General features: G+C 65.6%; 19 protein-coding genes. 6 read left to right on the forward strand and 13 right to left on the reverse strand.

Annotated features, from left to right (window positions below; translation table 11 throughout):
- Both HV786_RS20185 and HV786_RS20190 read left to right on the forward strand, forming a co-directional pair.
- On the forward strand, positions 1-598 hold a 598-nt coding region (locus HV786_RS20185; protein WP_217472124.1), incomplete at its 5' end, for a hypothetical protein.
- On the forward strand, positions 598-1,719 hold the full coding sequence (locus HV786_RS20190) for a hypothetical protein (RefSeq protein WP_128828951.1): 1,122 nt from the start codon (positions 598-600) through the stop codon (positions 1,717-1,719). The genes HV786_RS20185 and HV786_RS20190, both read left to right, overlap by 1 nt.
- A gap of 17 nt (positions 1,720-1,736) precedes the next feature.
- Here the strand turns inward: HV786_RS20190 and HV786_RS20195 are convergent, their stop codons facing one another.
- Positions 1,737-2,180 carry a MarR family winged helix-turn-helix transcriptional regulator gene (locus HV786_RS20195; RefSeq protein ID WP_056325394.1) on the reverse strand — a complete coding sequence of 148 codons (444 nt, stop codon included), beginning with the start codon at positions 2,178-2,180 and terminating at the stop codon, positions 1,737-1,739.
- 3 nt (positions 2,181-2,183) lie between these two features.
- Positions 2,184-3,782: an MDR family MFS transporter gene (locus HV786_RS20200; protein ID WP_062839582.1), complete on the reverse strand. Its 1,599-nt coding sequence runs from the start codon at positions 3,780-3,782 to the stop codon at positions 2,184-2,186.
- A 357-nt stretch (positions 3,783-4,139) separates the two neighbouring features.
- On the opposite strand from HV786_RS20200, the gene HV786_RS20205 reads away from it, so the two are divergent.
- On the forward strand, positions 4,140-6,638 hold the full coding sequence (locus HV786_RS20205) for an AsmA family protein (RefSeq protein WP_128828950.1): 2,499 nt from the start codon (positions 4,140-4,142) through the stop codon (positions 6,636-6,638).
- A complete protein-coding gene (locus HV786_RS20210) occupies positions 6,635-7,021 on the forward strand; it encodes an MOSC N-terminal beta barrel domain-containing protein (RefSeq protein WP_128828949.1) in 387 nt (128 codons plus the stop codon). The genes HV786_RS20205 and HV786_RS20210 overlap by 4 nt, the downstream gene beginning before the upstream one ends.
- 19 nt (positions 7,022-7,040) lie before the next feature.
- Here the strand turns inward: HV786_RS20210 and HV786_RS20215 are convergent, their stop codons facing one another.
- The 4 genes from HV786_RS20215 to rsmD all read right to left on the reverse strand — a co-directional run bounded on the left by HV786_RS20215 (position 7,041) and on the right by rsmD (position 9,754).
- Entirely contained in the window at positions 7,041-8,264 is a 1,224-nt protein-coding gene (locus HV786_RS20215) for a benzoate/H(+) symporter BenE family transporter (RefSeq protein WP_175211656.1), read from the reverse strand.
- On the reverse strand, positions 8,261-8,512 hold the full coding sequence (locus HV786_RS20220) for a YfhL family 4Fe-4S dicluster ferredoxin (RefSeq protein WP_042795127.1): 252 nt from the start codon (positions 8,510-8,512) through the stop codon (positions 8,261-8,263). The genes HV786_RS20215 and HV786_RS20220 overlap by 4 nt, the downstream gene beginning before the upstream one ends.
- Positions 8,513-8,626: 114 nt before the next feature.
- Entirely contained in the window at positions 8,627-9,130 is a 504-nt protein-coding gene (gene coaD, locus HV786_RS20225) for a pantetheine-phosphate adenylyltransferase (RefSeq protein WP_056558877.1), read from the reverse strand.
- Between the two features lie 18 nt (positions 9,131-9,148).
- Positions 9,149-9,754, reverse strand: coding sequence for a 16S rRNA (guanine(966)-N(2))-methyltransferase RsmD (gene rsmD / locus HV786_RS20230; RefSeq protein WP_056325409.1), 606 nt, complete (start codon positions 9,752-9,754; stop codon positions 9,149-9,151).
- Between the two features lie 490 nt (positions 9,755-10,244).
- Between rsmD and ftsY the strand changes: the two genes are divergently transcribed.
- The gene (ftsY, locus tag HV786_RS20235) at positions 10,245-11,315 is read left to right on the forward strand and encodes a signal recognition particle-docking protein FtsY (RefSeq protein ID WP_418910213.1); all 1,071 of its coding nucleotides are present in this window, start codon (positions 10,245-10,247) and stop codon (positions 11,313-11,315) included.
- A 113-nt stretch (positions 11,316-11,428) separates the two neighbouring features.
- Here the strand turns inward: ftsY and HV786_RS20240 are convergent, their stop codons facing one another.
- The 7 genes from HV786_RS20240 to HV786_RS20270 form a co-directional block, all read right to left on the reverse strand.
- A complete protein-coding gene (locus HV786_RS20240) occupies positions 11,429-13,087 on the reverse strand; it encodes a CYTH and CHAD domain-containing protein (RefSeq protein ID WP_128828948.1) in 1,659 nt (552 codons plus the stop codon).
- Between the two features lie 246 nt (positions 13,088-13,333).
- On the reverse strand, positions 13,334-14,158 hold the full coding sequence (gene phnE, locus HV786_RS20245) for a phosphonate ABC transporter, permease protein PhnE (RefSeq protein WP_128828947.1): 825 nt from the start codon (positions 14,156-14,158) through the stop codon (positions 13,334-13,336).
- Positions 14,155-15,042, reverse strand: a complete 888-nt coding sequence (phnE, locus tag HV786_RS20250) for a phosphonate ABC transporter, permease protein PhnE (protein WP_128828946.1) — start codon at positions 15,040-15,042, stop codon at positions 14,155-14,157. Before phnE (HV786_RS20250) ends, phnE (HV786_RS20245) begins: the two co-directional genes overlap by 4 nt.
- Complete coding sequence (gene phnC, locus HV786_RS20255) at positions 15,039-15,809, reverse strand: phosphonate ABC transporter ATP-binding protein (protein WP_128828945.1); 771 nt, start codon at positions 15,807-15,809, stop codon at positions 15,039-15,041. The genes phnE (HV786_RS20250) and phnC overlap by 4 nt, the downstream gene beginning before the upstream one ends.
- Positions 15,810-15,815: 6 nt before the next feature.
- Positions 15,816-16,814 (reverse strand): phosphate/phosphite/phosphonate ABC transporter substrate-binding protein, encoded by a 999-nt coding sequence (gene phnD, locus HV786_RS20260; protein WP_056325424.1) that lies wholly within the window; start codon positions 16,812-16,814, stop codon positions 15,816-15,818.
- A gap of 147 nt (positions 16,815-16,961) precedes the next feature.
- Positions 16,962-17,774 carry an IclR family transcriptional regulator gene (locus HV786_RS20265; RefSeq protein ID WP_056325427.1) on the reverse strand — a complete coding sequence of 271 codons (813 nt, stop codon included), beginning with the start codon at positions 17,772-17,774 and terminating at the stop codon, positions 16,962-16,964.
- Between the two features lie 12 nt (positions 17,775-17,786).
- Complete coding sequence (locus HV786_RS20270) at positions 17,787-18,605, reverse strand: HAD-IIB family hydrolase (protein WP_062839591.1); 819 nt, start codon at positions 18,603-18,605, stop codon at positions 17,787-17,789.
- Between the two features lie 149 nt (positions 18,606-18,754).
- Between HV786_RS20270 and ribBA the strand changes: the two genes are divergently transcribed.
- Positions 18,755-19,930, forward strand: coding sequence for a bifunctional 3,4-dihydroxy-2-butanone-4-phosphate synthase/GTP cyclohydrolase II (gene ribBA, locus HV786_RS20275; protein ID WP_175211660.1), 1,176 nt, complete (start codon positions 18,755-18,757; stop codon positions 19,928-19,930).
- Position 19,931: the final 1 nt, after the last annotated feature.

Raw genomic sequence — 19,931 nt, forward strand, 5'->3', positions numbered from 1 at the left:
CGCGGCGGGGATCGAAATGCTGGCCTGCGGGACGGAGCTGGTGTTGAGGCACTTTAACGCCGGAAGCACGACCGGGGTCGGGGCCACGGTGTTCTTGGGGAGGTTGCGGCTGTGGGGTGGGGCGTTGGCGACGGCGGGGAGCGTCGTGCTGCTGACTTACGAATGGGACGATGGTACTGCTGCCTTTCGGGCCGATCGCGCCGTGCTTGGGGTGGCATACAGAATTCGGTTTTGGGTTGTGGCTGCGATGTCCGTCAGTCAAGCGAGCATGGCGGTCGCGGCAGCAGGCCCAATGTTCAAGATGTTGGCCGAGCGCGCGATTGGGACCAAGCTCTCCTTCATCTGGAGCTTGTTCGTTCGGATTTCGGCGCTGTTAGCGCAACGAGCGGTAACCCTCTTCTTGAGGCGGGTCTTGCTCCGCGGAACGTTGATGACCGCGGCAGCGACGGTGCTGATTGCGATATTTGATGACGACGCTTTAGAGAAGTGGTGCAAGCGCTCTATCTATCGCGGCCCAAAGTATAGGGACGAAAAGGCTTTTGATGATATCGCAGATGAATTGGCGGGTTTGTACGGCGCGCTCTCGGAGGTTATTTGATGTACGTCGCTGAATGGACAGTCTGGTTCGGATGTCTTAAGTCCGATGCCTGGCTCACGAAGAATCTTGGTAACGGCAACACAGCGTCAGTTCCGATTGTTCAGCCGGCCTACGAAGACAGTGTTATAGAAGACCGTGCCCGCCAAGCTGCCAAGCGGTTCGACAATGCCAGATCAATGGGGCCAGTCTACGCGTGCAACGATACGTACCTCGAGATGCGCTGCGGCGGCATGGAGGATAAAAGGGGATTCATTTCGCTCCTCACAATTGTGTTCATGTATCTTGGTATCGGCTCCTGGCTAGATTTTGATGGAAGAATTGTTTGGGCGGTCGTATCGGGCTCGGGAGCTGTATACGATCGAGCGCTTTCGATTGGAGATCTGTTTATGTTCCTCGTGGGGACTGGCCTTACGGGGGGAGCGCTCTGGCTGTACTTCAAGTATGCATTTCGCTTCACGCGCCTTGAAATGCTCACATCACGGCACCTCCTGATTCGCTTCAACCGGATCACCCGTCAAGTCTTTCTTCATCGGCCGGCGAGCTGCGGGGGGATTCTGGTTTTGCCTTGGGAGGGTGTGCATACAGAGGAAATACCTGGATTGAGGCTGGTGATGGGTTGGTACCCAGGAGATAGCACGGACTTGCCTTTTCCGACCATCGTGTTTATCGGAAGGCAGAGCAGCCGTCTATCCGACCTACAGTCCGAATGGGAATTTATCCGCCGGTACATGGACGAAGGCGGTCTGCAAGCAGTCGAGAGACCGCGCATCAGCTCGCAGCTGCCTTTGCCCTGGCCAGCCTTCACGGCGCAGTTCGAGGCGCTAGGTCCGTTTCTGCGCAATAGCGGCCCGTTGACGTGGCTGGGTTGCGTGCTGATCTCTCCAGCCTTCGTCATTGTTGGCTTAGCGCATTGGGCTTCTTTGCTTCTGTGCTGGCGTCCACGTTGGCCGCGCGTTATTCGTGAGGCAGGCCAGCCGGGAAAGCCGGCGCCCGCTTTCACTACCGTCGCTGACTATCCGCCGGACGTTCAGGCACAGTTGCTGGCCAATGCGCACCGCTGGAAATTGCGGCCGGGGCGGGCCCCTGTGAATTCGTCGCGCGTGGGAAAGCGCCGTGGGTGAGAGGCGACTCGCGGCTTTTAACCGCCCCGATCCCCCGCCGCCCTGACAAAATTCTCCTCCAACACGCTCAACACCCGATTCAGCGTATCCACATCCGCCGCGGACAACCCCTTCAGCGACTCCTCAAAGAACTGCGCCCGCTTCGGCAGCGCCTCATTCACCACCGCCTGCCCTTCAGCTGTCAGCGTCGCATTCGTCAGCCGGTTGTCGTCGGCATCCACCGCCCGCGAAATCCATCCCAGCTTTTGCATCGCCTGCAATTGCCGCGTCAATGACGCCGGATCCAACCGGCAACGTTCCGCCAGATGCTTCTGCGAACATTGCCCGTTCTCATGCAACGCCAGCAATATCCGCCAGCGCGGCAGCGCGTGGCCGACCTTGCTGCTGAAGGCGCTTTGCATCACGCGGTAGGTTTGGCCCATGTGCTGGATGACTTGCAGGCCTTGTTGTTGTTTGGGCAAAAGCTACTCTCCGACGCCGGCGGGCTCCGGTTTGGATGGCCGGACCAGTTGCACCAGGGGCACGCGCCGCACGCACCAGATTGCGAAGACGGCGACGGCGAGGGCGATGAGTTGCCCTTCGTGGATGGCGCCCACCAGCGCGATGCGCGCGATTTCGATGAGCGACGTTCCGTCCTGGCCTTGATGGGCCAATTGTGCCAGGAACTCGGTCTGGGCCGCGGGGTTGACCAGCATCTGCGGGTCGTTGAGTTTGGGAAGCCATTGGGCGGAGGCGCCGCGCAGCGTGGATTCCACGCCGTTGAAGTAGCTGTGGCTGACCATGGTGCCGACAACCGCGGTGCCCAGCATGCCGCCGATCATGCGCAGGGATTGCAGCAGCGCCGTGGCGATGCCCAGGTGGCTGCGGCCGGCGGTCTGTTGGGCGAAGACGGTGAGGTTGGGCATGATGAAGCCCATGCCCAGGCCGGCCATCAGCATGTAGCCGGCAATCAAGAGGTGCGAGGTGTAGTTGTGCGTGGTGACGATGCCCAGGCACGAGAACGCCATGAGGATGAAGCCGGCGTACAGCATGCGATTGGGGTTGCGGATGCGGGTGATGATGCGGCCGTTGACGATGCTGCCGACGGTGATAAAGACCACCATGGGCGTGATGAGCAGGCCCGCCTGCTGGGGCGACAGCCCGAAGCCGCCTTGCAGGAGCAGCGGGGCGTAGAAGAGCAGGGAATACATCGTCACGCCGACCAGCAGGGCCAGGGTGAAGAGCGTGGCCAGGCCGCGGTTGCGGAACATGTCCAGGGGCAGAAGGGGATGCGGGCAGCGGCGCTCCCACCAGATCAGGGCGGCGAAGGCGGCGATGCTGCCGGCGCCCAGCAGCATGAGTGAGGGCGTGAAGCCGTCCTTGGGCAGGAGCTCGACGAGCAGTTGCAGGGCGCCCAGCGCCACGGCGATCAGGAGCGCGCCCTGCCAGTCCAGCCGGACCTTGCCGGGGCTTTGGTTGCGCAGGTGCGGCAGATAGCGGGCGACGAACCACAGGCCCAGGATGCCGATGGGCAGGTTGACGTAGAAGACGGAGCGCCAGCCGTAGTGCTCCGTCAAGGCCCCGCCTAGGGTGGGGCCGACGGCGTTGGCGATGCCGAAGGCGGCGCTGAGCATTACCTGCCAGCGCAGGCGCACGTGGGGATCGGGGAAGAGATCCGGGATACAGGCGAAGGCCGTGCCGACCAGCATGCCGCCGCCGATGCCTTGCAGTGCCCGCGCCAGCACCAGTTCGAGCATCGTGTCCGCCGCGCCGCACAGGACCGAGGCCAGCGTGAACAGCACGATGGCGGCCACGACGAAGGGTTTGCGTCCGTAGTAGTCGCCCAGCCTGCCGAAGATGGGCACGGTGATGACGGAGGTGAGGAGGTATGACGTCGCGACCCAGGCGTAGAGTTCGAAGCCCCGCAGCTCCGCCACAATGGTGGGCAGCGCGGTGCCCACCACGGTCTGGTCGATGGCGACCAGCATCATCACGAAGCACATGCCCAACATGGCCAGCAGGGTTTGCCGGAAGGGCAGGATCTGGCCGGGCGAGTGTGGAGAAGTGGGGGCGGGGGCGGTCATTGTTGGACGCATCAATAATTGATCGATCAACCATTCTAGTCCTACAATCCGCCGGACAGGAAGCCGTCAGCTTGGCCGATCCCGCTGACCGGCCTGATTTGTTACGATAGCGGTTATCTGCACGCTGGGTTACCGGCGTCTTCAGCAGGCCTTCCTCGGTAGCACCTTCCTTTGGCGCCCATGCCGCAGGCTCGGCAGGCGCGAGGACACGTCCTGAAAGGCAAGCCCTTCGTGGCAAGCCCTGGAATGCAGACAGTTCAATAGGCCGGCGGACTTGCGCCGGCAACGCACCTTCCCCCGCGCTTGGCGCGGTGGTCGGCATCAAGGATTTCCAGTCGAGGTACCGACGGGGCAGCAATGAAAACGTGGTTCAAGCGCATTTTGATAGGCCTGGTAGTGTTGGTTGTCGTGGCCGTCGTCGGCCTGGCCATCTTCTTGCTGACATTCGACCCCAACGCGTACAAGTACAAGCTGGAAGAGCTTGTTCAGGAACGCTATCAGCGCACGTTGACGATCGACGGCGAGATCGAGCTTTCGCTCTTCCCGCGGATCGGCCTGTCGGTGCAGGGCGTGTCCCTGTCCGAACCCAATAGCACGGACACCTTTGCCTCCATCGAAAGCACGCGGCTGGCCGTGGCTGTGTGGCCGCTGCTGTCCAACAGCTTCGTTGTGGACCACGTTGCCATCAGCGGCCTGAAGGCGCGCGTGGTGCGCGACAAGCAGGGCCAGTTCAATTTCAGCAATCTGGTGGGCGGTACGCCGCCCGTCACCGATGCCCCCGGCAATCCGGCCGAGGCCCTGGTGGGCGCGGCCCAGACCGCCGCTCAGGCGATCACCGGCGGCCCCGTGCCGTCGTCGCGCAACAACATGCAGATCGACATCGCCGGCCTGGACCTGAAGGACGGCGAAGTGCAGATGCAGGACGCGATCACCGGCATGGCGGTCGCGGTGACCCGTATCAACGCCAACACCGGCCGCGTCACGTTCAACCAGCCTTTCGATGTGCGGATGTCGGCCCGAGTCGAAGGCGGCTATCCTCGCGTTGACGCCAACCTGACCGGCCAGGCGTTGCTGACGCTGGACCCCTCGGCCAAGCGCTATGCCGCGCAAAAGCTTGATTTGCGCATGGACGGCAAGTTGCCCGGCGCGGAGGCCAAGAGCCTCGTGATGCGCGGCAACCTGGCCTTCAATGGTCAGAAATCCGCACTGGACGTGGCCAGCCTGGAACTCCTGTTCCAGGGCGACGTGACCGAACCTTCGGCCAAGGCGACCAATGTGGAAGCCAGCGTGGCAATTCCCAAACTGGCGATCGACCCGCACAAGAGCCAGCTCCAGATCGAAAAACTGGCCGTGCGCGCCAAGGGCGGCGTGGCCGATGGTCCGTTTGAACTGGCGGTCGATGCGCCGGCGCTCAATATCTCGCCCGCGTCCGCCACCGGCGAGGCCCTGACCGGCCGCGTGCGCATCAGCGGCCTGGACGCCAGCTTCGGCCTGAACGGCATCAGCGGCAATGCCGGCGAACTGGACATCAAGGAAGCCAAGCTGGACAGCACGTCCAAGAAGGGCGAACGGGTGGTGAAGCTGAATTTTGCGTCGCCGCTCAGCCTGAATCTCTTGATGCGCAGTGGCGCCATGTCGGCGCTGCGTGGCGACGTGAACATCACCGATCCGGGCCTGCCCAAGGGCAGCCTCCAGATCCCTGTGATCGGCAGCCTGACGGTGGACCTGCTCAAGGACCAGGCCACCAGCAAGATCAACGCGGTGCTGGAAGGCGGCAAGTTCGACCTGAGCGCCGACATCACCAAACTGTCTGACACGCCGCAGATGAAGTTTGCGCTGGCCGTGGACACGCTGGACCTGGACAAGCTGGTGCCGCCGGTAGTGGCCGCGCCGCCCAAGCCGCCTGCGGACGGCAAGAAAGACGACAGCAAGCCCGCGCCGGCGCCCGCACCGGCCGCGCCCCCCGACGACACGATCAACCTGTCCGCGCTGGTGGGTCCCAGCGTGAACGGCACGCTGAAAGTGGGCAAGCTGGTCGTGCGCGGCCTGAAGGCCGACGAAGTGTCTGCGGCGGTCAAGCTGGACAAGGGCAAGCTCGACATCTCCAACCTCGCGGCAGGACTTTACGGCGGCAAGCTGGCCGGCGCCCTGTCGGTGGACGCGGCGCAGGGCAATCAGATCGCGACCAAGATGACGCTGGCCGATATTGCCATCGAGCCGCTGCTGATGGACCTGGCCAAACGGAACGTGCTGAGCGGCACGGGCAATCTGATGCTGGACCTGAAAACCGGGGGCGCCAACGTCTATGCCATGAAGAGCGGACTGGCGGGCGCGTTGCAAGTGCGCCTGCGCGATGGCGCGGTCAAGGGCATCGACCTGACGCAGACGCTGCGCGACCTGAAGGCCCGGTTCTCGCCGGACGCGCAGAACGAGACCGTGGCTGCCGACACCAGCAAGCAGACGCAGTTCTCCGAAATGGATGCGGACCTGGCCATCGCCAAGGGCGTGGCAACGGTCAAGCGCCTGAGCTTCGTGTCGCCGCTGCTGCGCGTCACACAGGGCGAGCCGGCCACCATCGACTTCGTCAAGAGCGAGCTGGATCTGGTGGCGCGCGCACGTGTCATCAACCCGGCGGCCAATCCCGACGGCAAGGAACTGATCGACCTGAAGGATGTGACCATTCCCGTCCATTTCAAGGGTCCGTTCGACAACCCCTCGTACACGCTGCTCTGGAAGGACGCCATCGGCGGCATCCTGAAGCGCAGCCTGGAGAACAAGCTCAAGGAAGCGGTCTCCGGCAAGGGCAAGAGCGGCGCCGCGGTGGACAAGGCCTTGAAGGGACTGTTGGGCAAATGAGCGACGACCAATTCCAGCCCATCGCCGAATGCGGCGTGACGGCGCAGGAGCAGGCGGCTGCCTACCATCGCCAGTGGCTGGTCGCCAATGATTCCGGGCAGTGGCTGAACCGCGAGCTGTGCCCCAGGCTGGCCGACGTGTCGGTGGAACTGCGCCTGGGCTACCTGGTGCTGAAGGCGCCGGGCATGCTGCGCATGGATATCCCGCTGGACGTGATCGAAGACGACGACAGCGTGCGCTACAGCATGCTGGTGGGCGAGCAGACGATCGACGTCGTCGACGAAGGCGAGCTGGCCGCGGCCTGGATTTCGAACTTCGTGCAGGTGCCTTGCCGCATCATGAAGGTCCACCCGGACACACCCGTGACCAACTGGCCGGCCTGAAGGCGGCCAGCGCCGGTTTTCAAGCGCCCGCGCGGGTGCGCTTGTACTCAAAGGCGGTGTGGGCCACGAGGCCCGCCGCCAGGCCCCAGAAGGCCGAACCAATTCCCCAGAAACTGAATCCCGAGGCCGTCGCCAGCAGCGTGATGAGCGCGGCCTCGCGTCTTTGCGGGTTAGCCATGGCAGCGGCCATGCCGCCCATGATGGTGCCCAGCAGCGCCAAGCCGGCCAACGCTGCCAGCAGGGCGGCAGGTAGCGCCTGGAAGAAGACGGCGACCGCGCCCGCAACGATGCTGAGCGCGACGTAGCTGACCCCGTAAGTGGCGGCGGCGATGTAGCGCTTGCCCGGATCGGGATGCGCTTCGGGCCCCGTGCAGATGGCCGCGCTGATCGCACCCATGGTGACGCTGTGCGCGCCGAAGGGGGCGGCCACGAGGCCCAGCAGGCCGGTGGCAGCTACCAGGCGTGACGCCGGGGGACGATAGCCTGCGGCTTGCAGGATGGCCAGGCCGGGCAGGTTTTGCGAGGCCATGGCGACGACAAAGAGGGGAATGCCCAGGCTGACCGCCGCCTGCGCGCTGAAGGCGGGCGTCGTCCACACGAATTCGGTCAGGCGCCAGTCCAGCTGGTCGACCTGCATGAGGCCCATCGCGGCCGCCATGGCCACTGCCACGGCCATCACCACCAGCACGGCGTAACGCGGCGCCCAGCGGCGGCACAACAGGTAGGCGGCGCACATGGCCAGCACCAGCGCGGGCTGTTTGTTGATGTTGCTGAAGATGCCCATGCCGAAATTGAGCAGCACGCCAGCCAGCATGGCAGCGGCGACCTCGCCCGGAATGCGGCGCAGGATGGGATCGATCCAGCCGAACAGTCCGCATGCAAGCGTCAGGCCGGCTGCCAGCACGAAGGCGCCCACGGCTTCATTGAACGGAACGCCGGCCAGCGCGGTGACCAGCAGCGCCGCGCCGGGCGTGGACCACGCCATGACCACGGGCAGGCCCGTGCGCAGGCTGTAGAACGCGCCGCCCAGGCCCAGTACGAGGCTCAGCGAGCCGATCCATGAGCCAATACGCGCCGCGTCCAGGCCGGCTGCGTGGCCCGCCTGCACCATCAGCACGGCGGTGCCGCCGAAACTGACCAGGACGGCGACCAGTCCCGCAGCGACCGCGGACGCGGAGAGATCGCGTCGGGCGTGGTGTGGGGAGGGGGAAAGATTGATGCTTGGCGGCGCCGTGTCGCTCATGCGGCACCGGTCAGGCGTCGATATTTGGCCATGAGCTGCTCCTGGCCTTCATTCCATTGCGGGTGCAGCTCGATGCATTCCACCGGACAGACCACCTTGCACTGCGGCTCGTCGTGATGGCCGACGCATTCCGTGCACCGGTCGGGGTCGATGACGTAGTAGTCCTCGCCCATGGAAATCGCTTCGTTCGGGCACTGGGGCTCGCAAACGTCGCAATTGATACATTCTTCGGTGATGGTCAGGGCCATGATGGGCTACGGAAAGGCGAGGGGCCCGGCCATTGTAGCGCCGGGCGGCCGCGGCCCGGAAAGCGCGAAAAGGGCGCCTTCGCGCCCCTTTGGGGATGGTGCGGGCGGGGCGCCTCAGCCCGGCCAGGACTGTTCGCGGCGTTCCTTGGCCTTTTCCTGGAGCCAGCGCTCGACGGAGGGGAACACGAACTTGCTGACGTCGCCGCCCAGTTGCGCGATTTCGCGGACGATGGTGCCCGAGATGAACTGGTACTGGTCGGACGGCGTCATGAACAGCGTCTCGACGTCAGGCAGCAGATGGCGGTTCATGCCGGCCATCTGGAATTCGTATTCGAAGTCGGACACCGCGCGCAGTCCGCGCACGATGACGCGGCCATTCTGTTCGCGAACGAAGTCCTTCAACAGGCCGCCGAAGCTTTGCACTTCCACGTTGGGATAGTGCCCCAGCACTTCGCGCGCGATGTCCACGCGCTCGTCGATGCTGAAGAAGGGCTTCTTGTTGCGGCTAATGGCGATTCCCACCACGACTTTGTCGAAAAGCGTGGCTGCACGGCGAACCAGGTCCTCGTGGCCCCTGGTCAGCGGGTCGAAAGTGCCGGGATAAACAGCGATGATCATGCGAGCTCCGTACCGTTATTAGTGGTCTACACCATCCTCCGAAGCCGGATTATTGATCGATTTGCGCATCGCAGCAAATTCCAAAAGATGGAAGTGGACCGCGCCGGCCTTGTCCTGCCGCAGAATCTGGAATCCTTCGGGGGCTTCGATGGCGGATTCCGCCTCGACATAGACTAGCCCGTGATCGGTCAAAATGCCTGGCAGGATCGGCCACAGGCGCGGCAGCCAGCCCTGTCCAAAGGGCGGATCCAGCAGGATGAGGTCGAACCGCGAGGCATCCATCCGTTCGGCGACCTGCATCGCGTCGCCCACATGGATGCGTATCATGTCGGCTTTGAGCTTGTCGCGCAGTGTCCGCAGCGCGGACGCGGCGGTCTTGTCCCGCTCGACCATCTGCACATGCGCCACGCCGCGCGAGGCCGCCTCGAAGCCCAGGGCGCCGCTGCCGGCAAAAAGATCCAGCACCTGCTTGTCGGCGAACTCGCCGCCCCACAGGTGCGTAAGCCAGTTGAACAGCGTCTCGCGGACCCGGTCGGGCGTGGGACGCAGCGTCTCCACGTCGGGCACGGCGATGGGGGTGCGCCTGTATTGGCCCCCGACGATACGAATATACTTGTTACCCATGTTTAGCCGCTTCTTCAAGAAAAAATCCCCTCCGCCCGCCACGCCGGCTCAGCCCGCGTCGCCGCCGGAGGTTGCCGACGCGCCAGTCGCGCCCGCGGAGCCGTCTTCTGCCCCGTTCAGCCCGTCGCCGGCGTCGTCTTCGCCTGAGCTTCGGCCGGAACCTGCGGCGCCGGTCGCCGCGCCGGTCAGCGCGCCTGTGACGGCGCCTGTGACGGCGCCTGTGACGGCGCCTGTGACCCCGCCTGTAACCCCGCCCGCGGCGCCGCCAGCTCCGGCTGTGCCTGCGCCTACGTCTACGCCAGCGCCGTCCGTCTCATCCGCGCCTGCGCCAGTGGCGACGCCCGCCCAGCCTGCGCCGTCCCCGGCACCGGCCGCGCCGTCCCTCACGCGCACCGCGCCGGCTTCCGCGCCGGTCGCTGCGCCTGCGGCAGCAGCTTCCGCCGCGCCAGCTGTCGAGCCATTCCACGCACCGCAGCCGCCCGCACCCGTCATCGCGCCCGCGCCTGCACCCGTGGTCCCGGCGCCTGCGCCGGTATCAACGCCTGCGCCTGCGTCTGTACCCGCGCCAGTATCAACGCCTGCGCCTGTCGCAGCACCCGCACCCGTCGTTGCAGCCGTCCCGGAACCCGCACCCGCCGAGGCGCCCAAGAAAGCCTCCTGGCTGTCGCGCCTGAAGCAAGGCCTGTCGCGCACCGGTCAGAGCATTGGCGGCATCTTCGTCGGCGTGAAGGTCGACGAGAACCTGTTCGAAGAACTCGAATCGGCGCTCATTATGGCCGATGCGGGCCTTGAGGCCACCGAGAAGCTCCTGACCGCGCTGCGCGCGCGCGTCAAGAAGGAACGCATCGAGGACCCGGCCAAGGTGAAGACGGCCCTGCGGCAGTTGCTGGCCGATCATCTGCGCCCGCTGGAGCGCGCGTTTGACCTGAAGCGCACGCAGCCGCTGGTGGTGATGATTGCCGGCGTGAACGGCGCGGGCAAGACGACTTCCATCGGCAAGCTGGCGCATACGTTCCAGCGCCAGGGCGCCAGCGTGCTGCTGGCCGCCGGCGACACCTTCCGCGCCGCCGCGCGCGAGCAACTGGTGGAATGGGGCAGCCGCAACAACGTCAGCGTGATTTCGCAGGACGGCGGCGATCCGGCCGCGGTGGCGTTCGACTCGGTCAATGCCGGCCGCGCACGCGGCATGGGCGTGGTGATGGTGGATACCGCCGGCCGCCTGCCCACGCAGCTGCACCTGATGGAAGAACTGAAGAAGATCCGCCGCGTCATCGGCAAGGCGGATGCGTCCGCGCCGCATGAGGTGCTGCTGGTGGTGGATGGCAACACGGGTCAGAATGCGCTGGCGCAGATCCGCGCGTTTGACGCTGCCATCAACTTGACTGGTCTGGTCGTGACCAAGCTGGACGGCACGGCCAAGGGCGGCACGCTGGCTGCCGTTGCCGCTGGCAGCCAGGGCGTGCGTCCGGTGCCGGTGTATTGGATTGGCGTGGGCGAAAGCCTGGAAGACCTGCAGCCCTTCGTGGCGGACGAGTTCGCGGCAGCATTGCTGGCGGATTGAGGCCGTTCATTCGGCGGGCTGAAACGCCCCTCTGAAGTCCCTGGCGGGACGACGCGCAAGCGCCGTCCCGCAGTCGTTTGCGCGTCAGCCACAAGGCCGGCGCGCGATACGTGTCACTTCCAGAACGGCTTGCTGCGGGCCAGATCATCGAAGGCCTGCTGCGCCTCGATGACCAGTTCGTCCAGGCGCGCGCTGATCCAGCCCAGCGCAAACCAGGCCTGCGGATGCGTTGCCGTACACGACTGGTAGTAGTCCTTGGCCATCGCCAGGTCGTTGATCTCGCCCAACACGTCCTGCACGCGGGAAAGCAGCTTGCGATAGCCGCGCAGCTTGCTGGCGGGCAGCAGCGATTCGGCGAAAGACAGGCCATAGCGCAGGCGTTTGCCGCGCTTGCGCAGCTCGTGGCGGGTGGGGATGTCCAGCGAGGCGAAGTGCGTGCCTTGCTCGGCCACCTTGCTGTGCCATCGGTGCAGGCGGCGGGCGAGGAGCTTGTGCAGACGCTGCGGCTGCGGCTCGGTCGTCAGCATCGGGATGATGGTGGGCTTGACGACGGGACCGGCCATGCCGCCTTCAAGCCGGATGGCAGGTTCGGGCGCGGCGTCGCTGGGCGTGCCGTTGGCGATCGTCTGGCCGTCCGCTTCTGGCTGGACCGCCGGCACGTCGAGCGACCATTCCAGCAGTTCCAGCAGCCAGGCCTGAAACGGCTGGCCGCCCGCAATGGTCTGCGCGTCCGCCTCGGGCGGTGCGGCTTCGATCGGGATCACGGGCATGCCGGCGCGCAGCAGGGCGGGGGCGACGGTTTCGTTCAGCACGTCCTGGTCGCGGTTGGCGCCGAACGCCGCAAAGTGGGTGCGCACGCCTTGCAGCAGAGAACCGGGCACCGGCGCGATCCAGCCATCGAACAGCTTCCAGGCCGACCGCAGCCGGCGCACGCCCACGCGCAATTGATGCACGTGTTCGGAATTGCCCGCGCGGTACACGCCTTCGGTGTCGACTTCGGCTAGCACCGCGGCATTGTGGCAGATCTGATCCAGGCATTCGGCCGCGATCGCGCCCATGGCCCGAGACGGCGTCATGTCGTTGCGCAGCTTCACGGCGGCGGCGCCGCGCGGCGCCCAGAACTGGGCGATGGCCTGCGCACGCCGCGCTTCGTGATCATCGCCGGCGGCGGCGTCCACCTCGGCCAGACGCTGTGCAAGCTGGGCCAGGGTGTCGCCGCGTTCGGACTTGCTGCGCGGATCCAGGATCAGCGCATGCCGCTGCTGCCAGCCCCGCGCGGCGGCGAAGATGGCGGCGGGGCGCCCCGACACCAGTTCGAATTCCAGTTCGGATATCGGCAATTCCAGCGCGCCCGCGCGCAGGATGCCGGTGTCGTAGGCCAGTTCCACCGTACCGTGACGCGTGCGGATCTTGCGCAAGAGGCGCTGCACGTCGGTTTCGTAGCGCAGGCCCAGTTCGCCTTTGATGGAAGACAGCGGGCCTTCGACCTCGGTGCCGGCATAGACCGACAGGTCAAGCACCGGACCGGGACGAGGGTGGTTCATCTCGATGCGCGAGATCGCGTCGGCGCCGGGCATCTTCAGCGTCTGCACCCAATCGGGCCCTTCCTGCCGCAGCCGGATGGCGATGCGCGCCCGCGCAAGCTCGCGCTCCGGCGTGTCGAAATACATGGCATGCAGGCGAAGGCGCGTGGCCTCTCGCTGCTTGACTTCACGCAACACGGCCTGGCGCGAAGCCGTGGGCACGTGCAGTTTCAATTCCTGTTCCGACATGGCAGCGGGTGTCCAACGGCAAAAGCCGAGATCTTAATCAAGGCGCGGGTGCGATTTGATGACCGGTCATATTTTGTTCACATGGAGGATAGACGTGATCGCGCCGCAAAAACAAGGCGGCTGATCAAGGACGCTGACGCGCTTTTGCGTTGCTTGCGAACAGAAAGGAACCGCCCATAGAAAACGCCGCCCCACAGGGGGCGGCGAAGGAGCGCTGTCAGGGGAAACCGACAAGCGTAAAACGGGCTACAGGATGCGTTTGCGCGCCTGCGTGATGATGACTTCGGCCAAGACGACGACTACGAAGATGGCGGCCAGCACCAGGGCAACGCGGTCCCACTGGAACAGGTTCAGCGCGGTGTCCAGCGCCATGCCGATGCCGCCGGCGCCAACCAGGCCCAGCACCGCGGATTCGCGCACGTTGATGTCCCAGCGCAGCAGCACGATGGACCAGAACGCCGGGCGAATTTGCGGCCAGTAGGCGTACCAGATCACCGATGCCTTGCTGGCGCCCGTGGCCGTGACGGCTTCGATGGGGCCGCGCTGCGCTTCCTCGATGGCTTCGCCAACCAGCTTGCCGACGAACCCGATCGAGCGGAAGGCGATGGCCAGCGTGCCGGCCAGTGCGCCCGGTCCGAAGATGGCGATGAACAGCAGCGCCCAGACCAGCGAATTGACCGACCGGCTGGACACCAGGATCAGGCGGGCCAGCATGTTGATGGTCTTGTTGGGCGTGAGGTTGTTGGCCGCCAGCAGGCCCACCGGCACGGCCATGAACACCGACAGGATGGTGCCAAGGGTGGCGATGTGCAGCGTTTCGATCAGCGCCGCGTGCACGCCATCCGGGTAGTAGGCCCAGTCGATCGGCCACATGCGTCGAAAGAGATCGGCCATCTGCTCCGGCGCGTCATACAGGAACTCCGGAATGATCTCCACGCCGCGGATCGCTTGCACGACGGCGGCCACCAGCAGCAGGTACAGCGCAAAGCGCAGCAGGCGCTGGCCCATGCTGTAACGCTGCCAGACACGCGGCTGGCCAGCGGGATTCAAGGGGGAAACGTGGGCGTTCATTCTTCCACCTCCGCCTTGCGCGCCGCCGCCGGCTTGCTGGTGCCCAGGCCCCGCGCGCCAGCAAAGCGGCTTTGCAGGATGCGGTCGAAACCCAGGTTGTCCAGGAACACCGCCCGCACGAAGCCAGCCAGGATTTCGCCCAGCATGATGATCGCGATCAGGGTCAGCAGGATCGCGCTGACGAAGTCGTAATCGAAACGCTGGAAGGCCGAGAACAACGTGCCGCCCACGCCGCCCGCGCCCACGATCCCCACCATGGTGGAGTTGCGCAGGTTGGAGTCGAATTGGTAGGTGGCAAAGCCGATGAAGCGGGCGAACACCTGCGGCAGCACGCCAAAGACGATGACGTTGGAGAACGACGCGCCGGTGGCGCGCACGGCCTCGACCTGCTTGAGCGAGATTTCCTCGATGGCTTCGGTGAAGAGCTTGCCGATGAAGCCGATGGACGCGACAGTCAGCGCCAGGATGCCTGCCAGCGCGCCAAAGCCCACGGCCTTGACGAACAGGATGGCGACGATGACCGGGTGCAGCGCGCGGCACAAAGCGACGATCGACCGCGCGGGCCACGAGATCCACGCGGGCATCAGGTTGCGCGCGCCCAAAAGGCCGACGGGCAGGGCAAGAAAGATGCCCAGCATCGACGCCAGGACCGCGATTTCAAGACTTTCCGCGATGCCCTTCCACAAGGTGGCGGGCTTCTCGAAATTGGGCGGGAACATGCGCGCGAGAAACGTCGAGGCGTGCCCCATGCCGGCCTCGAAACGCGACCAGCTGAAGTCGAGCTGTGCGGCCGCGTAGACGGTGTAGAGCACCAGCAGCAGCAAGCCCAGCTTGGCGCGTCCGGACATGGCGAAGGGGCGAATGGCGCCCCGGGGTTGCGTCATTCCAGCCAAGACTCGCCTCCGTAGATGGTCTTGAGCATGGTGGCGTCCAGGCCCTGTCCGTTGCCGTCATAGACCACGTGGCCGCCCGACATGCCGACGATGCGCGTGGCATAGCGGCGGGCCAGTTCGACGTCGTGGATGTTGACGATGACGGGGATGCCCGTGGCGCTGCCCTGCGCGGACAGCAGCTCCATGATCTCGACGGAGGTCTTGGGATCGAGCGACGACGTCGGTTCGTCGGCCAGCAGCACCTGCGGGCGCTGCATCAGCGCGCGGGCGATGCCCACGCGTTGGCGCTGGCCGCCCGACAGCGCATCGGCGCGCTGGTCGGCAAACCCGGCAAGGCCTACGGTATCGAGCAGCTTGTAGGCGTGCTCGATATCCTCGGGCTCGAAGCGGCGCATCCAGGCCTTCATGGCCGAGGTATAGCCCAGCCGGCCGGTCAGCAGGTTTTCCATCACCGTCAGGCGTTCGACCAGGTTGTATTCCTGGAACACCATGCCGATGCGGCGGCGCGCGCGGCGCAGCGACGCGCCGCGCACTTGCGCCAGATCGACGGTGCCGTCTTCTGACTGCAGGATGATCTCGCCCTTGGTGGGTTCGATCAGCCGGTTGATGCAGCGCAGGAGCGTGCTTTTACCGGTGCCCGACGGCCCGATGATGGCGGTGAGCCCCTGTCCGGCGATCTGCAGGTCGATGCCGTTCAGTACCGGCCGGCCGGCCCGGTATTCCTTGACCAGGCCGGAAATGCGTAGCGACGTCGTCATGCTGGATTACTTCTTGCTCTTGGCGGATTCGCGGTCGTAGGCCGCGCGGTTGAAGCTTTCGCCACCGGACTCGGCGACCTGGCGGACGATGGCCCAGTCCTTCTGGTAGGTCACCGGATAGAAGCGGTCAGCGTTGTCAAAGGCCTTGGACATCTCCGGCGGGAAGCGGTAGTCGTAGAAGCACTTGAGCATCTGGTCGCGGAACTTCGGCTCCAGGTCGTGCGCGTAGGCGAACGACGAGGTCGGGAATTTCTCGCTGGTGTAGATGATGCGGAAATCGGCTTCCTTGACCTGACCGCGTTCGACCATGCGCTTGAAGACGTCGGATGCCACGGCCGCGGCGTCGTAGTCGCCGGAGTTCACGCCCATGACCGATTGGTCGTGCTTGCCCGAGAAGATGACCTTGTAGTCCTTGTCGGGCGTCAGGCCTTCCTTGGGGAACAGGGCAACGGGCGCCATGTGGCCGGAGTTCGACGAGGGGGCGGTGTGCGCGAGCTTCTTGCCCTTCAGGTCGGTCAGCTTCTGGTAGGGGCTGTCCTTCTTGACGATGACGATCAGGTTGTAGCCCTGGAAGCCGTCGGCGTAGCCCTTGACCGCGAACGGCACGGCGCCCGCGATGTTCACGGCGAAAGCGGTGGGGCCGGTCGAGAAGCCGCCGACATGCAGGCGGCCCGAGCGCATGGCTTCGATTTCAGCCGCATTGCTCTGCACTTGATAGAACACGACGCGCTTGCCCGTGCACTCGGACAGGTGCTTGGTGAAAGGCTTGAAGATGTCTTCGTACACGGCCGGGTCTTCCACGGGCGTGTATGTGAACACCAGCGTGGAGGGCGTCTTGAGCTTGGACGGATCGGTCGGCGTGTCGGCCACCAGGTCCTTGTTCGAGTCGCAGTACATCTGGTCCAGGTCGCCGCGGTTGGAGCAGGTGTCGGCGGCCTGGGCGGCCGACGCTCCAAACGCGAATGCGGCCAGCGCGGCCGCCTGCATAAGACGCAAGGCTTGCATCGTGTGTCTCCTCGTGTAGGTATTAATTGAATGTTTGCTGAATTCAAACACACAACCGGGGACGGCACACTCGGGAAAGTCCCTGCCTTTCTTTTCGTCTTTTGTTCGGTTTGTTCGCTTTGTTTTCGTTTTTGCGCGAAAGTGCGCTCAGCCGCGAAAGCCCAGTTTGCGGGAGATTTCCTGCGCGCAGGCCAGCAACGGCCGCGCGATCGCGCCGTCCCACGACACGTCGAACAGGCCCGTGGGGCCCAGGCTGGTCAGCGCCAGCACGATGCTGCCCGTGTTGTCGAAGACCGGCACCGACAGCGCGTCCACGCCCGGCAGCGGATTGCCCAGCGCGCGGGCCATGCCGTGCACGCGGATATCGGCCAGTTGCGCGTCGATGTTGGCGCGGGAGGCTTTGCGTGGCGGCGGCACGCTGGCGATGACGGCGGTGTCGCCTTCCTCGCGCGCGATGTAGTGTTCGCTGACCTTCGGGGGCAGCCAGGCCGCGAACACCAGCCCCGTGGCGGTGTGCAGCATGGACATCACCGTGCCCTTGCGCATGTTCACGTGGACCGGGTAGCTGGCTTCGGTCATGTGGATCATGGTGGGACCGTGCGAGCCCAGCACCGCGATGCCCAGCGTGTGGCCGATCTCGGATTGCAGCTTGGCGATCTCGGGCATGGCCACGCGCACGGGATCCAGGCGCTGCAGGCTGACCAGCCCCATCTGCAGGGCGAAGGGGCCCAGTTCGTACTGGCCGGTGGTGGCGTCCTGCTGCACCAGTCCGACGCGGATGAAGCTGACCAGATAGGGGTGCGCCTTGGCGGACGTCATGCCCGCGCCCGCCGCGAGGTCGCGCAGGGTCAGCGGCTTGCCGGCGTCGACCAGGGCGGCCAGCAGCGGCACGCCCACTTCGATGGACTGGATGCTGCGGCGGCCGTCATTGGCGGGCGCCGCGGTCTTGGAAGTTGCCACGGTGTGCTGACCTCAGGCCGGCTGGACTTGGGAGGGCTGGCGCGCGGCGAGCAGCCGGTCGGCCATTTCGACGAAACCGCCGCCGCCATGGAAGGCGGCCACGAAGGCGGGGCGGTGCGTCAGGCGGTGCAACTGGGCCTGGATGTTGGCCACGCCGACCGAGATCGGGAAGTAGGCGAACATCGGCTCGTCGTTGGGCGAATCGCCAATGAACAGCGTGCTGTCCAGCGCGTCCGCCACGTCCTGGCCGAACTCGCGCTGGAACATGGTGCGCGTCATCGTGAGCTTGTCGTAGTCGCCGAACCAGCCATTGACGTGGATGGAGCTGACCTTGGCCTGCGCGCCGGCGTCCTGGAAGATCTGGACGATGCGGCTGATGGCGGCGTCGGGCAGGGCGGGCACGTCTTCGCAGAAATCGATGGCCAGATCGGCTACGCGATAGTCCTGGTCGCTGGCGACGGCGCTGCCGGGCACCTCGGCCAGGACGCGGTCGCGGATGGCGTCCAGCCGCTTGCGGCTTTCCTGGCGCGAAGCCGCGTCGGTCCAGTAATGCGTGGTCATGCGGCGGGCCTTGCGGTCGTAGGCGTAGTAGAACGCGCCGTTCTCGCCGACCACGGCGCGCACGGGCCACATGCGCGCGATGTGGTCGCACCAGCCGGCCGGGCGGCCGGTAATGGGCACGACCTGGATGCCGGCCTGTTCCAGGCGTTCAAGCGCGGCGTACGCGTCGGCCGGCAGGCGGCCTTCGGTGGTCAGCGTGTCGTCGATGTCGGTCAGGACGACGCGGACGGCTGCCGCGACGTTCAAAGGCATGGCCGCAAGGGCTTGCATGAGGTTTTTCCTTCGTTTTTCTGGGGGGATCTCCGGGCGAAAGTTTAACCGGACGGCCCCATTCGGACGGGCCGTCCAGACACTAATAGGGGTTCGGCCCAGAGGGGCGGTAAAATCCGGGCTTTCCCGCCTGGTTTACGCGTCACGCCATGTCCGTCCAGTTGTCCTCCCTGCCCGGCTCCGAGCCGGAATCCTTCGGCATCGCTTCGGTTGCCGAGATCATCGCCGAGCTGCGCGCCGGCCGCATCGTCATCCTGGTTGACGAAGAAGACCGCGAAAACGAGGGCGACCTCGTCATGGCCGCCGAATTCGTCACGCCCGAAGCCATCAACTTCATGGTCACGCACGGCCGCGGCCTGGTCTGCCTGACCCTGACCGAGGAACGCTGCCGCCAGCTCGAGCTGCCCATGATGGCCGCCCGCAACGGCACGCGTTACGGCACCAATTTCACGCAGTCGATCGAAGCCGCCGAGGGCGTCGAGACCGGCATCTCGGCCGCCGACCGTGCCCGCACCATCCAGGTGGCGGTGGCGCGCGACGCCAAGCCGGCCGATCTGGTCCAGCCCGGCCATATCTTCCCGGTGCGCGCCGTTCCCGGCGGCGTGCTGGTGCGCGCTGGCCACACCGAGGCCGGCTGCGACCTGACCGCCATGGCGGGCCTGACGCCCGCCGCCGTGATCTGCGAAATCCTCAAGCCCGACGGCACCATGGCCCGCCTGCCGGACCTGGTCGAATTCGCGCGCCAGCATGGCCTGAAGATCGGCACCATCGCCGACCTGATCCAGTACCGCAGCGAACACGAATCCATCGTCAAGCGCGTGGGCAAGCGCACCATGCAGACGGCCTGGGGCACGTTCGAGGCCGTGGCCTACGAAGACGCCGCCACCGGCTCCGCCCACTTGGCGCTGGTGCATGGTAATGTGACTCCCGATGCCGAGACGCTGGTGCGCGTGCACGAGCCCGCGTCCGTGCTGGATGTGCTGGATACCGGCGCAAGTCCGCATAGCTGGGGCGTGGCCCAGGCGCTCGAGGCCATCGCCGCCGCGCCGGCCGGCGTGCTGGTGCTGATGAACTGCCAGTCTTCCACGGAACACCTGTTTGGCCAGATTGCAGGCTGGAACGACCCGAAGGCCCAGGCCAATTCCGCCAACGCCGACCGCTTCGGCCTGCGCACCTACGGGATCGGCGCCCAGATTCTGCGCGACCTGAACGTGGGTCAAATGAGGCTCCTGGCCCGGCCGCGCAAGATGCCCAGCATGGCGGGCTTCTCGCTCACCATTACGGGTTACGATTGCGACCCGCAGAACACTCCCGCAACACACTGAA

This window comes from Achromobacter mucicolens, assembly GCF_902859725.1.
GTDB classification, from domain to species: Bacteria; Pseudomonadota; Gammaproteobacteria; order Burkholderiales; family Burkholderiaceae_B; genus Achromobacter; species Achromobacter mucicolens.

Coding starts and splice junctions, on each gene's coding strand:
- HV786_RS20200 (WP_062839582.1), bottom strand. CDS start 3,782: ATGACCGCCCCCGCCCCCACTTCTCCACACTCGCCCGGCCAGATCCTG.
- HV786_RS20215 (WP_175211656.1), bottom strand. CDS start 8,264: ATGAGCGACACGGCGCCGCCAAGCATCAATCTTTCCCCCTCCCCACAC.
- HV786_RS20205 (WP_128828950.1), top strand. CDS start 4,140: ATGAAAACGTGGTTCAAGCGCATTTTGATAGGCCTGGTAGTGTTGGTT.
- HV786_RS20220 (WP_042795127.1), bottom strand. CDS start 8,512: ATGGCCCTGACCATCACCGAAGAATGTATCAATTGCGACGTTTGCGAG.
- HV786_RS20240 (WP_128828948.1), bottom strand. CDS start 13,087: ATGTCGGAACAGGAATTGAAACTGCACGTGCCCACGGCTTCGCGCCAG.
- coaD (WP_056558877.1), bottom strand. CDS start 9,130: ATGATCATCGCTGTTTATCCCGGCACTTTCGACCCGCTGACCAGGGGC.
- HV786_RS20190 (WP_128828951.1), top strand. CDS start 598: ATGTACGTCGCTGAATGGACAGTCTGGTTCGGATGTCTTAAGTCCGAT.
- phnD (WP_056325424.1), bottom strand. CDS start 16,814: ATGCAAGCCTTGCGTCTTATGCAGGCGGCCGCGCTGGCCGCATTCGCG.
- ribBA (WP_175211660.1), top strand. CDS start 18,755: ATGTCCGTCCAGTTGTCCTCCCTGCCCGGCTCCGAGCCGGAATCCTTC.
- phnE (WP_128828947.1), bottom strand. CDS start 14,158: ATGAACGCCCACGTTTCCCCCTTGAATCCCGCTGGCCAGCCGCGTGTC.
- rsmD (WP_056325409.1), bottom strand. CDS start 9,754: ATGGGTAACAAGTATATTCGTATCGTCGGGGGCCAATACAGGCGCACC.
- phnE (WP_128828946.1), bottom strand. CDS start 15,042: ATGACGCAACCCCGGGGCGCCATTCGCCCCTTCGCCATGTCCGGACGC.
- HV786_RS20210 (WP_128828949.1), top strand. CDS start 6,635: ATGAGCGACGACCAATTCCAGCCCATCGCCGAATGCGGCGTGACGGCG.
- HV786_RS20270 (WP_062839591.1), bottom strand. CDS start 18,605: ATGCAAGCCCTTGCGGCCATGCCTTTGAACGTCGCGGCAGCCGTCCGC.
- phnC (WP_128828945.1), bottom strand. CDS start 15,809: ATGACGACGTCGCTACGCATTTCCGGCCTGGTCAAGGAATACCGGGCC.